This is a genomic window from Streptococcus mitis (assembly GCF_946188695.1).
Taxonomy (GTDB): Bacteria; Bacillota; Bacilli; order Lactobacillales; family Streptococcaceae; genus Streptococcus; species Streptococcus mitis_DF.
Window position 1 is genome coordinate 22,225 of the sequence record NZ_CAMHWI010000008.1, and the last position, 14,445, is coordinate 36,669.

18 protein-coding genes are annotated in these 14,445 nt (G+C 41.6%); all 18 read left to right on the top strand.

What is annotated here, in order from left to right; all coding sequences use genetic code 11:
- Window positions 1-3 precede the first annotated feature (3 nt).
- The 18 genes from ruvX to rpsC all read left to right on the top strand — a co-directional run bounded on the left by ruvX (window position 4) and on the right by rpsC (window position 14,443).
- A complete protein-coding gene (gene ruvX / locus N8L33_RS04720) occupies window positions 4-423 on the top strand; it encodes a Holliday junction resolvase RuvX (RefSeq protein ID WP_004239076.1) in 420 nt (139 codons plus the stop codon).
- A 15-nt stretch (window positions 424-438) separates the two neighbouring features.
- Window positions 439-744 (top strand): DUF1292 domain-containing protein, encoded by a 306-nt coding sequence (locus tag N8L33_RS04725; RefSeq protein WP_000017620.1) that lies wholly within the window; start codon window positions 439-441, stop codon window positions 742-744.
- A gap of 352 nt (window positions 745-1,096) precedes the next feature.
- On the top strand, window positions 1,097-2,347 hold the full coding sequence (locus N8L33_RS04730) for a folylpolyglutamate synthase/dihydrofolate synthase family protein (RefSeq protein ID WP_261058743.1): 1,251 nt from the start codon (window positions 1,097-1,099) through the stop codon (window positions 2,345-2,347).
- 84 nt (window positions 2,348-2,431) lie between these two features.
- Entirely contained in the window at window positions 2,432-2,893 is a 462-nt protein-coding gene (locus N8L33_RS04735) for an SP_0198 family lipoprotein (protein WP_261058745.1), read from the top strand.
- Window positions 2,894-3,032: 139 nt separating this feature from the next.
- Complete coding sequence (gene cls, locus N8L33_RS04740; RefSeq protein WP_261058751.1) at window positions 3,033-4,565, top strand: cardiolipin synthase; 1,533 nt, start codon at window positions 3,033-3,035, stop codon at window positions 4,563-4,565.
- Window positions 4,566-4,819: 254 nt separating this feature from the next.
- Window positions 4,820-6,358, top strand: coding sequence for a damage-inducible protein CinA (locus N8L33_RS04745; RefSeq protein ID WP_261058756.1), 1,539 nt, complete (start codon window positions 4,820-4,822; stop codon window positions 6,356-6,358).
- Window positions 6,359-6,477: 119 nt separating this feature from the next.
- A complete protein-coding gene (nrdD, locus tag N8L33_RS04750; protein ID WP_261058764.1) occupies window positions 6,478-8,685 on the top strand; it encodes an anaerobic ribonucleoside-triphosphate reductase in 2,208 nt (735 codons plus the stop codon).
- 11 nt (window positions 8,686-8,696) lie between these two features.
- Window positions 8,697-8,837, top strand: a complete 141-nt coding sequence (locus N8L33_RS04755) for a hypothetical protein (RefSeq protein ID WP_000521615.1) — start codon at window positions 8,697-8,699, stop codon at window positions 8,835-8,837.
- A 43-nt stretch (window positions 8,838-8,880) separates the two neighbouring features.
- Complete coding sequence (locus tag N8L33_RS04760) at window positions 8,881-9,387, top strand: GNAT family N-acetyltransferase (RefSeq protein WP_261058777.1); 507 nt, start codon at window positions 8,881-8,883, stop codon at window positions 9,385-9,387.
- On the top strand, window positions 9,380-9,970 hold the full coding sequence (nrdG, locus tag N8L33_RS04765) for an anaerobic ribonucleoside-triphosphate reductase activating protein (protein WP_261058781.1): 591 nt from the start codon (window positions 9,380-9,382) through the stop codon (window positions 9,968-9,970). Before N8L33_RS04760 ends, nrdG begins: the two co-directional genes overlap by 8 nt.
- Before the next feature lie 253 nt (window positions 9,971-10,223).
- A complete protein-coding gene (gene rpsJ, locus N8L33_RS04770) occupies window positions 10,224-10,532 on the top strand; it encodes a 30S ribosomal protein S10 (RefSeq protein ID WP_001284513.1) in 309 nt (102 codons plus the stop codon).
- A gap of 82 nt (window positions 10,533-10,614) precedes the next feature.
- The gene (gene rplC, locus N8L33_RS04775) at window positions 10,615-11,241 is read left to right on the top strand and encodes a 50S ribosomal protein L3 (RefSeq protein ID WP_000160197.1); all 627 of its coding nucleotides are present in this window, start codon (window positions 10,615-10,617) and stop codon (window positions 11,239-11,241) included.
- Between the two features lie 24 nt (window positions 11,242-11,265).
- The gene (rplD, locus tag N8L33_RS04780) at window positions 11,266-11,889 is read left to right on the top strand and encodes a 50S ribosomal protein L4 (RefSeq protein WP_000024549.1); all 624 of its coding nucleotides are present in this window, start codon (window positions 11,266-11,268) and stop codon (window positions 11,887-11,889) included.
- On the top strand, window positions 11,889-12,185 hold the full coding sequence (locus N8L33_RS04785) for a 50S ribosomal protein L23 (protein WP_001055347.1): 297 nt from the start codon (window positions 11,889-11,891) through the stop codon (window positions 12,183-12,185). The genes rplD and N8L33_RS04785 overlap by 1 nt, the downstream gene beginning before the upstream one ends.
- Before the next feature lie 17 nt (window positions 12,186-12,202).
- Entirely contained in the window at window positions 12,203-13,036 is an 834-nt protein-coding gene (gene rplB, locus N8L33_RS04790; protein ID WP_000512910.1) for a 50S ribosomal protein L2, read from the top strand.
- Between the two features lie 103 nt (window positions 13,037-13,139).
- On the top strand, window positions 13,140-13,421 hold the full coding sequence (gene rpsS / locus N8L33_RS04795; protein ID WP_000533766.1) for a 30S ribosomal protein S19: 282 nt from the start codon (window positions 13,140-13,142) through the stop codon (window positions 13,419-13,421).
- A gap of 11 nt (window positions 13,422-13,432) precedes the next feature.
- Complete coding sequence (gene rplV, locus N8L33_RS04800; RefSeq protein WP_000818137.1) at window positions 13,433-13,777, top strand: 50S ribosomal protein L22; 345 nt, start codon at window positions 13,433-13,435, stop codon at window positions 13,775-13,777.
- Between the two features lie 12 nt (window positions 13,778-13,789).
- Window positions 13,790-14,443, top strand: coding sequence for a 30S ribosomal protein S3 (gene rpsC / locus N8L33_RS04805; protein WP_000529936.1), 654 nt, complete (start codon window positions 13,790-13,792; stop codon window positions 14,441-14,443).
- Window positions 14,444-14,445: the final 2 nt, after the last annotated feature.

Consider the following 14,445-nt stretch of genomic DNA (forward strand, 5'->3'; position numbering starts at 1 on the left):
CCTATGAGAATTATGGGATTGGACGTCGGTTCAAAAACGGTAGGGGTGGCGATTAGCGATCCGCTCGGTTTTACAGCTCAAGGGCTTGAAATCATCCAAATCAATGAGGAGCAAGGCCAATTTGGTTTTGATCGCGTTAAGGAGTTGGTTGATACTTACAAGGTGGAACGATTTGTAGTGGGTTTGCCTAAAAACATGAACAATACAAGCGGACCGCGCGTGGAAGCTAGTCAAGCATACGGAGCAAAGCTAGAAGAGCTTTTTGGTTTACCAGTAGACTATCAAGATGAACGCTTGACAACAGTCGCCGCAGAGCGCATGTTGATTGAACAAGCAGATATCAGTCGCAATAAGCGCAAGAAAGTCATTGATAAGTTAGCAGCTCAGCTGATTTTACAAAATTATTTAGATAGAAAATTTTAATACAAAGGAGAGGCTATGTCACACGATCATAACCACGACCACGAAGAACGTGAATTAATTACACTAGTAGATGAGCAAGGGAACGAAACCTTGTTTGAAATCCTTTTGACGATTGATGGAAAAGAAGAATTTGGTAAAAACTATGTTCTTCTAGTGCCAGTTAACGCAGAAGAAGACGAAGACGGACAAGTAGAAATCCAAGCTTACTCATTCATCGAAAACGAAGATGGAACAGAAGGCGAATTGCAACCAATCCCAGAAGACTCAGAAGACGAATGGAACATGATTGAAGAAGTCTTCAACAGCTTTATGGAGGAGTGAAAATATCCGGGGGATATTTTTACCCTGACGCTAAAAATAAAAACCGTCAGTAAGTCCGGGGGACGTTTTTACCCCAGCTCCTGAAAATTAGAAGAGTTGGAATGTTCAGTGGACGTGTTTAGCCCTGCGCTAGAAATTAGAAACGCAGGCAGTTCAGTGAACATTTTTACCCTTACGCTAAAAATAAAAACTGTCAGTAAGTCCAGTGGATATTTTTACCCCAGATTAACATTCATAGGAGCTAGTGATTAGCTAACCAGGTAAGAGGTTGGGACGAGAATCCTGACCTCATTTTTTGTTATCTACGGAATTTTGCTAGGTAATTGATTAGACTTTTGTCAAGGAGATGTATATGTTTGAAGTAGAAGAATGGCTCCATAGTCGGATTGGTTTGAATTTTCGATCAGGTTTGGGCCGAATACAGCAAGCGGTGGATTTGTTAGGAAATCCTGAGCAGTCTTACCCTATTATCCACGTAACAGGAACTAATGGAAAAGGTTCTACCATTGCTTTTATGAAGGAATTATTTATGCGGCATGGTAAAAAAGTTGCGACCTTTACCTCCCCCCATATTGTCTCTATCAATGACCGAATCTGCATTAATGGGCAACCAATAGCTGATGCAGACTTTATCCGTTTAGCTGAGCAAGTCAGGGAGATGGAAAAGACGCTTGTGCAAACCCATGATCAGTTGTCCTTTTTTGAATTGCTGACCTTGATTGCTTTCCTCTACTTTAAGGAGCAAGAGGTGGATTTGGTTTTACTAGAAGTGGGAATTGGTGGCTTACTTGACACGACCAATGTGGTAACTGGAGAGATTGCTGTTATCACCTCCATTGGGCTTGACCATCAGGAGACCTTGGGCGATAGTCTAGAAGCGATCGCAGAGCAAAAAGCTGGTATTTTCAAGGCTGGTAAGAAGGCAGTGATTGCCCAATTGCCCCCAGAAGCTAGGATCGTTTGTCAGGAAAAAGCTGAATCTTTAGCTGTTGACCTTTATCAGGCAGATAAGGATTTCTCAATGCTGAATGGCGATTTTTCAAGCTCTTTGGCTAATCTTTCACAGTTGAAAATAGGCTTGGAAGGAGCTTATCAGCAGGAAAATGCGGCCTTGGCGTTGCAAGCATTTCTTCTCTTTATGAGGGAAGGAAAGGAAGTTGTTGATGAGCAGGCTGTAAGACAGGCTTTAGCGAAGACCCATTGGGCTGGTCGCTTGGAGCGTATTCGTCCGCAGATTTACTTGGACGGTGCCCATAACCTCCCTGCCTTGACTCGCTTGGTTGAGTTTATCAAAGAAAAAGAGCAAGGAGGTTATCGTCCTCAAATCCTCTTTGGAGCCTTGAAACGTAAGGATTATCAAGGGATGTTGTGTTATCTGACTGAAAATTTGCCTCAGGTGGAACTCAAGGTGACCGGCTTTGACTATCAAGGTTCTCTGGAAGAGACAGATGTAACAGGTCACGATATAGTTCCTTCTTATCGTGAATTTATCAGCAATTTTGAAGAAAGAGCCGATACCCAGGATTTGTTGTTTGTTACAGGCTCTCTCTATTTTATCTCAGAAGTACGGAGCCACCTACTAGCTCACGAGCAGATAAATTGATCTCCTTTTTTGAACTTGTTATACTAGGGGAACTACCAGTTAGGAGGAAATTTCTCTAAATTGGTAGCAGAAAGGAAATTCATCATGAAATTAAAAACATTCACACTTTCTCTTGCTTCTTTAGCAAGTCTTAGTCTCTTAGTAGCTTGTTCACAAAGAGCGCAGCAGGTTCAACAACCAGTAGCTCAACCGCAAACACAACAAACTCAACAATCACAAGCAGCTTCATCTTCTACAGAAAATACAAATCAGGCAGCAACAAGTTCTTCACAAAACACAGTTACGGCTCAACCAACTAATATTGATGGGACTTATACTGGTCAGGACGAAGGAGACCGTATCACTTTAGTGGTAACTGGAACAACTGGCACCTGGACACAGGTAGAAACTGATGGGGAACAAGAAATCAAGCAGGTTAGCTTCGACGCTGCTAATCAACGCATGATTATTGGTGATGATGCCAAGATTTATGCAATCAATGGCAATCAGATGATTATTGACGATATGGATAGAGACGCGTCTGATCGTATCGTTTTATCAAAATAGACTGGAAGGAGACTGGATTTTTCGGTCTCTTTTATGATTACTCAGAAAAATGATTATAAATACTTGCCTTCTAGCGAATACCTGAGTTATACTAGTATCAATTACTTGTTTTTAGCATTCAAAATGTCAAGGAGGGGATATGAAATATAGAAAATTTCAATTATTGATGTCCAAGTATGGCTTTAGTCTTTCGATTATGCTACTTGAACTGTGTCTTGTTTTTGGTCTCTTTCTTTATTTAGGGCGTATGGCTCCTATTCTATGGGTCATTCTCTTAATCTTTATGAGTATGGCGACCATTGTTGCTATTGTCAATCGTTCCATGGCACCTGAAAGCAAGGTGATGTGGTTAGTGGTAACTTTTGTTCCCGTTATTGGTCCTTTGCTTTATCTGATGTTTGGTGAAAGGCGATTGTCCAAAAAAGAAATCAAGCAGTTGGACAAACTTGGTTCCATGCATTTTCGGGAGGATAACAGTAAAGCTCTCCGCCAGAAATTGAAGGAAGATGATAAGGCGGCTTACGGAGTTATCAAATCTTTGTTAAGTATGGATAGCAATGCCGACGTCTATGATCGAACAGACTCACAATTCTTTTCTTCGGGTGAAAGCATGTGGCAACATATGTTGGAAGACCTCAAGAAAGCTGAAAAGTTTATCTTTCTAGAGTACTATATTGTCGAAGAAGGTCTGATGTGGAATAGCATATTAGATATACTAGAGCAAAAGGCAGCTCAGGGTGTAGAGGTCAAGATGCTCTATGATGATATCGGCTGTATGGCAACTTTGCCTGGAGATTATACTATTCAGCTTCGTAGTCGAGGGATTGAAGCCCATAAGTTTAACAAGGTGATCCCTCGTTTGACGGTGGCTTACAACAATCGGGATCATCGGAAAATCCTTGTCATAGATGGTCAGGTAGCTTATACAGGAGGTATTAACTTAGCCGATGAGTACATCAATCATGTAGAACGCTTTGGATATTGGAAGGACAGTGGGATTAGCATAGATGGCCCTGGTGTCAAGGCTCTAACCCGTCTCTTTTTGATGACTTGGTACATCAATCGTGGGGAAATCAGCGATTTTGACCAGTATCACTTGGAAAATCAGCCTTGTTCTGGCCAAGGACTGTGCATTCCTTACGGTAGTGGACCCAAGCCCATCTTCCGTACCCAGGTAGGGAAGAAAGTCTATCAAAGTTTGATTAATCAGGCTACCGATTCAGTCTATATCACAACGCCCTATTTGATTATTGACTATGATTTAACAGAGAGTATTAAAAACGCGGCCATGAGGGGTGTTGATGTCCGCATAGTGACACCTTTCATTCCAGATAAAAAATTAATCCAACTCATCACGAGAGGAGCCTATTCGGATTTGTTGTCGGCGGGAGTAAGGATTTTTGAGTATAGTCCAGGCTTTATACATAGTAAACAAATCCTAGTGGATAAGGACTTTGCTGCAGTTGGGACCATTAACTTAGATTATAGAAGTTTGCTTCACCACTATGAAAATGCAGTCTTGCTATATAAAACAGAATCAATCACAGAGATTCAAAAAGATTTTCAGGAGATTTTTTCAGCATCGCAAGAAATTTTCCCTCATACGATAAAAAATAGCTGGTATCAAAAATTGATTAAGGAAATTGCCCAGTTATTCGCCCCAATCTTATAAGAAATCTAGGACTTAGGATACAACCCAGTCCTATTTTTCTTGCCTTTTACGAATAAGAAGATGTAGGAGGAATGATGCTGACTCAGAAAGAATTGTATTATATCATGTCATTTAAACAGACGCATTTACACCGATTTCGGGAAATTGAAACCTTTGTGAAACTATGCAAAAAATCACTCAAACAGCCATCGCAAGCTGACAATCCTAGGACTTTTTGATATACTAAGACAGATAAATTGAATAGGAGAAACGATATGAGTGTGTATGGTAGAGTAGAAGAAGTTCATCAGGAGAATCGTGAACCTCTAGAATACCAAATCGAACAAGAATCGCATCATCGTGAATCAAGTCGTCTTCCTTTGGTAAAAATTTTACTATGGAGTACGCTTGTAACAGGAATAACTCTAGGAGTACCGCTATTACTCGATTTAATGAGTGCACAAGAAGTGCAAGATTTTTATACAGGTTGGGCGCTTCATCAGACGGGGAAAATTTACAGCGACTATTATGGAAGTCAAGGCTTGCTTTATTATTTGTTGACTTACGTGACTCAGGGCGGATTTTTCTTTGCCATTTTTGAGTGGTTAGCCTTGGTAGCAGGAGGATTTTTCCTCTTTCGATCGGCGGACACTTTGACAGAGCAAGGAGACCAAGCTGGACAACTGGTGACTATTTTTTACATGCTAGTTACAGGTCTTGCTTTTGGTGGAGGGTATGCGACTATTTTAGCGCTTCCCTTCTTATTCGCGGCCTTTAGTTTAGTTGCTGCTTACCTAAGCAATCCAAGCCATGATAAGGGATTTGTACGGATTGGGCTGGCTTTGGCGGGAGGATTTTTCTTTGCTCCCTTGGCATCGCTCCTGTTTATTGCTGTAGTGAGTTTAGGCTTGTTGGTCTTTAACCTTGGGCATAGACGTTTTGCACATGGATTTTATCAGCTTTTTGCAGTGGCTTTAGGTTTTTCACTTGTCTTTTATCCAACTGCCTACTATAGTGTTGCAACAGGAAGTTTTGAGGATGCGATTAGTGGAATTTTGTATCCAATTCATTCTATTCGTTTGGCTTCTGTTTCGGCATTGTTAGAAAATGTTTTGTTTTATGGGTTGTTGGCTCTTGGCATGGGAGTTTTGGTTTTTGTCTTTTTAGGTCTCTTTCAATCTAAATCCTCTAAACTATATGTCATCTCAGTGCCTGCGAGTTTGTTCCTAATTTTAGGTTTGGTAGTGATTTTCTTTACACAGGATCCCCTACATGCATCCCGTTTGATGCTCATTTTCCCTGTCTTTCTTCTGCTTTTAGTGTCCAATATCAAGGGGCAACAGAGTGGTCGTAGCGTTAGAAGAAGACGCAGAGAAGAGCCTGTTAGTCTCTGGCATCGCTATACTAAGGGGAATCTTTACCTACCAATTTTAACTTTGTTATACCTTTTAGCTGTTCCTTTTTTGATGAGGTTTGTCCTTTATCCAGTACCTTATCAAGAACGTGAGAGTCTTGCTGATTTGGTGAAAGAGGAGACAAGTACGGAAGATGCTATCTATGCATGGGATGATACTGCAACTCTTTATCGTAAGAGTGAGCGCTTGTCGCCATCGGCTATTTTGTCCCCATTGCACTATACAGCAACTGAGGAAAATTGGAATAAGCTACTCAATGACTTGAAAGAAAAACAACCCAAGTTGATTGTGGTAAACGATAAGGTAGCAGTCTGGTCTGAAGTGGAAACACTCTTGAAAGAAAATTATCAACAAGTAAAGACTGATTACTCAGAGTTCAAAGTCTACAAAATTAAATAACCAAATCAATATCTTGTGTATTTTTAAAAATTTTAGGATTTTTAACACAAGATATTGATTTTTCTTTTTAGAGTGGTATAATACTTTTTAGAAAGAACATTTTAGAAAAGAGCATGCATATGATTGCACTAGAAGAAAAAATTACAATTTTGCCAACTCTCTTCGTTGAAAAACGAGATGGGAGACGTGTTGTATTTGATGTGGACAAGATTGACAAGGCTCTCCACAAGGCGGCTGACAAGGTTATGGATGTGACACCCTTGGTTGAAAAGCGCCTAAATGCTCTGACCGAGCGAATTGTCACAGAAATTCATAGTCGCTTTCCAAAGGGGGTTAAGATTTACGAAATTCAAAATATCGTAGAACATGAACTCCTCGAAGCCAAAGAATATGCGCTGGCTGAAGAGTATATCACTTATCGAACACAGAGGGATTTTGAGCGCTCAAAAGCGACGGATATCAACTTTAGTATCCATAAGCTGCTCAATAAAGATCAAGCAGTTGTCAATGAAAATGCCAATAAAGACAGCGATGTCTTCAACACCCAGCGTGATTTGACAGCAGGGATTGTTGGGAAGTCAATCGGACTGCAAATGCTCCCTAAGCACGTAGCCAATGCCCACCAAAAGGGGGATATCCACTATCATGACTTGGACTACAGTCCCTATACCCCTATGACCAACTGCTGTTTGATTGATTTCAAGGGGATGTTGGAAAATGGTTTTAAGATTGGGAATGCGGAGGTAGAGAGTCCCAAGTCTATTCAGACTGCGACAGCTCAGATTTCCCAAATCATTGCTAACGTTGCTTCTAGCCAGTACGGTGGCTGTTCAGCTGACCGTATCGATGAAGTTTTGGCGCCTTATGCAGAGAAGAATTACCAAAAACATCTCAAAGATGCAGAAGAGTGGGTTTTGCCTGACAAACGGGAAGATTACGCTTGGAAGAAAACACAAAAAGACATCTATGATGCCATGCAATCTCTTGAGTATGAAATCAATACCCTCTTCACTTCAAATGGACAAACACCCTTTACTTCACTGGGTTTTGGTCTGGGAACTAGTCGTTTTGAACGGGAAATTCAAAAAGCTATCTTGACCATTCGGATCAAGGGGCTTGGTTCAGAACATCGAACAGCTATCTTCCCAAAACTTATCTTCACGCTTAAAAGAGGTCTTAACTTGGAAGAAGGGACTCCCAACTATGACATCAAACAGTTGGCCCTCGAGTGCGCAACCAAACGGATGTATCCAGATGTCTTATCTTATGATAAGATTGTTGACTTGACTGGTTCTTTCAAGGTACCTATGGGCTGCCGTTCTTTCCTTCAAGGATGGAAGGATGAGAATGGTGTAGAAGTCAATTCAGGTCGGATGAATCTAGGTGTTGTGACGGTCAATCTTCCTCGCATTGCCCTCGAATCTGAAGGCGATATGAACAAGTTCTGGGAAATCTTCAACGAGCGTATGAATATCGCTGAAGATGCTCTGGTTTACCGTGTCGAACGTACTAAAGAGGCGACGCCAGCAAATGCTCCTATCCTTTATCAGTACGGTGCTTTTGGCCATCGTCTAGGTAAAGAAGAAAATGTTGACCAGCTCTTTAAGAATCGTCGTGCAACCGTTTCGTTGGGTTACATCGGTTTGTATGAAGTAGCGACAGTTTTCTTTGGAAATAGCTGGGAACACAATCCAGACGCCAAGGAATTCACGCTGGATATCATTCGTGATATGAAACGTCGTGTAGAAGAGTGGTCAGACCAATATGGCTACCATTTCTCCATTTACTCAACACCGTCCGAAAGTTTGACAGACCGTTTCTGTAGACTAGATACAGAGAAGTTCGGTCCTATTCCTGATATTACAGATAAGGAATACTACACTAACTCTTTCCACTACGATGTTCGTAAAAATCCAACCCCGTTTGAAAAATTGGACTTTGAGAAAGTCTATCCAGAAGCAGGTGCGTCAGGTGGTTTCATTCATTATTGTGAGTATCCAGTTCTTCAACAAAATCCTAAAGCCTTGGAAGCTGTTTGGGACTATGCCTATGATCGCGTGGGCTATCTAGGCACCAATACTCCGATTGACCGTTGCTACAAGTGTGACTTTGAAGGGGATTTTGAACCAACTGAGAGAGGATTTGCTTGTCCAAACTGTGGCAATAGTGACCCTAAAACCGTAGATGTGGTCAAACGAACTTGTGGATATCTAGGCAATCCTCAAGCGAGACCGATGGTAAACGGCCGTCACAAGGAAATCGCTGCGCGTGTCAAACACATGAATGGCTCAACGATTAAAATAGCTGGCCATCAAGTAACAAATTAGAAAGAAATGAAATGGGAAAATATCAACTAGACGATAAGGGGCGTGCACAAGTGACCCGTTATCATGAGAAACACTCTAAAGGTGGAGCTGGTAAGAAAGAACGCTTGCTCAACCTCAAAGAACAATTTTTAAACAAGAATAAGAAAAAATAAAAGTGAGAGTCAGCTCTCGCTTTTCTCATAGTGGGAGGTAAGGATGGAACTACGCAGACCAAGATTAGCAGATAAAGAAACAGTTTTAGAGATGATGGCAGAGTTTGAAAAGAGCCAATCAGCCCATGATGGAGGCTTTTGGGATACAGAGAACTTTGTGTATGAAGAGTGGTTGGAAAGTAATCAGAATCAGAAAATGGGGATTAATCTGCCTGAAGGATGGGTTCCTGCAATTCAGTTAGTAGCTTTTTCCGGGAAAGGTCAAGCACTTGGATTTCTTAACCTCCGATTGCGCCTCAATAACTTCCTACTAGAAAAAGGTGGCCACATTGGCTATTCCATCCGTCCATCAGAAAGAGGCAAGGGTTATGCTAAAGAAACTCTCTGTCAGGGTTTGCAAGTTGCTAAGGAAAAGAACATCAAGAAAGCTCTTGTGACCTGTAGCGTGAATAATCATGCTAGTAGAGCAGTCATTCTAGCAAATGGAGGTCTCATTGAGGATGTTCGTAATGGAGTCGAGCGTTATTGGATAGAGGTAGCGAATGAATAATCCAAAACCACAAGAATGGAAAAGCGAGGAGCTTAGTCAAGGGCGTATCATTGACTACAAGGCCTTTAACTTTGTAGATGGAGAAGGCGTGCGCAACTCTCTCTATGTATCAGGTTGTATGTTTCACTGCGAGGGATGTTATAATGTTGCGACTTGGTCTTTCAATGCTGGCATTCCCTATACCGCAGAATTAGAAGAACAGATCATGGCAGATCTTGCTCAACCTTATGTTCAGGGCTTGACCTTGCTGGGAGGAGAACCTTTTCTCAATACGGGTATTCTCTTGCCCCTTGTTAAGCGCATTCGAAAGGAATTGCCAGACAAAGACATCTGGTCCTGGACGGGCTACACTTGGGAAGAAATGATGCTGGAAACTCCGGATAAACTGGAACTCTTATCACTGATTGATATTCTAGTCGATGGACGGTATGATCGAACTAAAAGAAATCTTATGCTTCAGTTTCGAGGTTCGTCCAATCAACGAATTATCGATGTGCAAAAATCCCTCAAAAGTGGGCAAGTAGTGATTTGGGACAAACTCAATGACGGAAAAGAAAACTATGAACAGGTGAAGAGAGAGTAACTTTCTTCCATAAAATACTTAAATAAATGACCTGTCAAAAAAGAAAACATTTTCATGTTAAAAATTTTAAAAAACAGCAACAAATCCCTTGCAATCGCAGGGGCTTTGTGTTATTCTATTATGGTGCTGTAAATTACAGCTTTAGCTTTGATGCAAGAGGTTGCGACACGCTCGGTTGCATTGCCACGCAACACCGCGTCGGTTTTCTTGTGGAGCTAGCCTATTATCTTAAATAGACGAAAAGGAGAAAAAGATGGCAAACAAAAAAATCCGTATCCGTTTGAAAGCTTACGAACACCGTACGCTTGACACAGCGGCTGCAAAAATCGTAGAATCAGCTACTCGTACAGGTGCACAAGTTGCGGGTCCAATCCCACTTCCAACTGAACGTAGCCTCTACACAATTATTCGTGCGACTCACAAATACAAAGACTCTCGCGAACAATTTGAAATGCGTACACACAAACGTTTGATCGATATCGTTAACCCAACTCAAAAAACAGTTGATGCCTTGATGAAATTGGATCTTCCAAGTGGTGTAAACGTAGAAATCAAACTTTAATCTAAAGCTTGATACCTCGAGCATAAAAAACGCTCGTTAAAAACTTTTTGAATAAAAAATATAGAAAAGGAACTATTTTCTCATGACAAAAGGAATCTTAGGGAAAAAAGTGGGAATGACTCAAATCTTCACTGAAGCTGGCGAATTGATCCCTGTAACAGTTATCGAAGCAACTCCAAACGTTGTTCTTCAAGTTAAAACTGTTGAAACAGACGGATACAACGCTATCCAAGTTGGTTTCGATGACAAACGCGAAGTATTGAGCAACAAACCTGCTAAAGGACATGTAGCGAAAGCTAACACGGCTCCTAAGCGCTTCATTCGTGAATTCAAAAACGTTGAAGGCTTGGAAGTTGGTGCTGAAATCACAGTTGAAACATTCGCAGCTGGAGACGTTGTTGACGTAACTGGTACTTCTAAAGGTAAAGGTTTCCAAGGTGTTATCAAACGCCACGGACAATCACGTGGACCAATGGCTCACGGTTCTCGTTACCACCGTCGTCCAGGTTCTATGGGACCTGTTGCACCTAACCGCGTATTCAAAGGTAAAAACCTTGCAGGACGTATGGGTGGCGACCGCGTAACAATTCAAAACCTTGAAGTTGTACAAGTTGTTCCAGAAAAGAACGTTATCCTTATCAAAGGTAACGTACCAGGTGCTAAGAAATCTCTTATCACTATCAAATCAGCAGTTAAAGCTGGTAAATAATAAGGAAAGGGGAATACAGTCAAAATGGCAAATGTAACATTATTCGACCAAACTGGTAAACAAGCGGGCGAAGTTGTTCTTAACGATGCAATCTTTGGTATCGAACCAAACCAATCTGTTGTGTTTGATGTGATCATCAGCCAACGTGCTAGCCTTCGTCAAGGAACTCACGCAGTTAAAAACCGCTCAGCTGTTTCAGGTGGTGGACGCAAACCATGGCGTCAAAAAGGAACTGGACGTGCTCGTCAAGGTTCTATCCGCTCTCCACAATGGCGTGGTGGTGGAATCGTCTTCGGACCAACTCCACGTAGCTATGCGTACAAACTTCCTCAAAAAGTTCGTCGCCTTGCGCTTAAATCTGTTTACTCAGAAAAAGTTGCTGAAAATAAATTTGTAGCCGTTGATTCTCTTGAATTTACAGCTCCAAAAACTGCTGAATTTGCAAAAGTTCTTGCAGCTTTGAGCATCGATTCTAAAGTCCTTGTTATTCTTGAAGAAGGAAACGAATTCGCAGCTCTTTCAGCTCGTAACCTTCCAAACGTGAAAGTTGCGACTGCTACAACTGCAAGTGTTCTTGACATCGCAAATAGTGACAAACTTCTTGTTACTCAAGCAGCTATCTCTAAAATCGAGGAGGTTCTTGCATAATGAATTTGTATGATGTTATCAAAAAACCTGTCATCACTGAAAGCTCAATGGCTCAACTTGAAGCAGGAAAATATGTATTTGAAGTTGACACTCGTGCACACAAACTTTTGATCAAGCAAGCTGTTGAAGCTGCTTTCGAAGGTGTTAAAGTTGCTAACGTTAACACAATCAACGTAAAACCAAAAGCTAAACGTGTTGGACGTTACACTGGTTTTACTAACAAAACTAAAAAAGCTATCATCACACTTACAGCTGATTCTAAAGCAATCGAGTTGTTTGCTGCTGAAGCTGAATAATCTAAGGAGGAAATATCGTGGGAATTCGTGTTTATAAACCAACAACAAACGGTCGCCGTAATATGACTTCTTTGGATTTCGCTGAAATCACAACAAGCACTCCTGAAAAATCATTGCTTGTTGCATTGAAGAGCAAGGCTGGTCGTAACAACAACGGTCGTATCACAGTTCGTCACCAAGGTGGTGGACATAAACGTTTCTACCGTTTGGTTGACTTCAAACGTAACAAAGACAACGTTGAAGCAGTTGTTAAAACAATCGAGTACGATCCAAACCGTTCTGCAAACATCGCTCTTGTACACTACACTGACGGTGTGAAAGCGTACATCATCGCTCCAAAAGGTCTTGAAGTTGGTCAACGTATCGTTTCAGGTCCAGAAGCAGATATCAAAGTCGGAAACGCTCTTCCACTTGCTAACATCCCAGTTGGTACTTTGATCCACAACATCGAGTTGAAACCAGGTCGTGGTGGTGAATTGGTACGTGCTGCTGGAGCTTCTGCTCAAGTATTGGGTCAAGAAGGTAAATACGTTCTTGTTCGTCTTCAATCTGGTGAAGTACGTATGATCCTTGGAACTTGTCGTGCTACAGTTGGTGTTGTCGGAAACGAACAACATGGACTTGTTAACCTTGGTAAAGCAGGACGTAGCCGTTGGAAAGGTATCCGCCCAACAGTTCGTGGTTCTGTAATGAACCCTAACGATCACCCACACGGTGGTGGTGAAGGTAAAGCACCAGTTGGTCGTAAAGCACCATCTACTCCATGGGGCAAACCTGCTCTTGGTCTTAAAACTCGTAACAAGAAAGCGAAATCTGACAAACTTATCGTTCGTCGTCGCAACGAGAAATAATATTAAACTAGTCGCTTAAGTAACTAGTAAATCCGCCAGCTCGGTAGCGCTCCATAGGAGCGCAAGCCGCTGTGGTACAACATTTAAAGGAGAAAATATAAAAATGGGACGCAGTCTTAAAAAAGGACCTTTCGTCGATGAGCATTTGATGAAAAAAGTTGAAGCTCAAGCTAACGACGAAAAGAAAAAAGTTATTAAAACTTGGTCACGTCGTTCAACGATCTTCCCAAGTTTCATTGGTTACACTATCGCAGTTTATGACGGACGTAAACACGTACCTGTTTACATCCAAGAAGACATGGTAGGTCACAAACTTGGTGAATTTGCACCAACTCGTACTTACAAAGGTCACGCTGCAGACGACAAGAAAACACGTAGAAAATAAGGAGAACATAAATGGCAGAAATTACTTCAGCTAAAGCAATGGCTCGTACAGTACGTGTTTCACCTCGTAAATCACGTCTTGTTCTTGATAACATCCGTGGTAAAAGCGTAGCCGATGCAATCGCAATCTTGACATTCACTCCAAACAAAGCTGCTGAAATCATCTTGAAAGTTTTGAACTCAGCTGTAGCTAACGCTGAAAACAACTTTGGTTTGGATAAAGCTAACTTGGTAGTATCTGAAGCATTCGCAAACGAAGGACCAACTATGAAACGTTTCCGTCCACGTGCGAAAGGTTCAGCTTCACCAATCAACAAACGTACAGCTCACATCACTGTAGCTGTTGCAGAAAAATAAGGAGGTAAAATCGTGGGTCAAAAAGTACATCCAATTGGTATGCGTGTCGGCATCATCCGTGATTGGGATGCCAAATGGTATGCTGAAAAAGAATACGCGGATTACCTTCATGAAGATCTTGCAATCCGTAAATTCGTTCAAAAAGAACTTGCTGACGCAGCAGTTTCAACTATCGAAATCGAACGCGCAGTAAACAAAGTTAACGTTTCACTTCACACTGCTAAACCAGGTATGGTAATCGGTAAAGGTGGTGCTAACGTTGATGCACTCCGTGCAAAACTTAACAAATTGACTGGAAAACAAGTACACATCAACATCATCGAAATCAAACAACCTGATTTGGATGCTCACCTTGTAGGTGAAGGTATTGCTCGTCAATTGGAGCAACGTGTTGCTTTCCGTCGTGCACAAAAACAAGCAATCCAACGTGCAATGCGTGCTGGAGCTAAAGGAATCAAAACTCAAGTATCAGGTCGTTTGAACGGTGCAGATATCGCCCGTGCTGAAGGATACTCTGAAGGAACTGTTCCACTTCACACACTTCGTGCAGATATCGATTACGCTTGGGAAGAAGCAGATACTACATACGGTAAACTTGGTGTTAAAGTATGGATCTACCGTGGTGAAGTTCTTCCAGCTCGCAAAAACACTAAAGGAGGTAAATAACC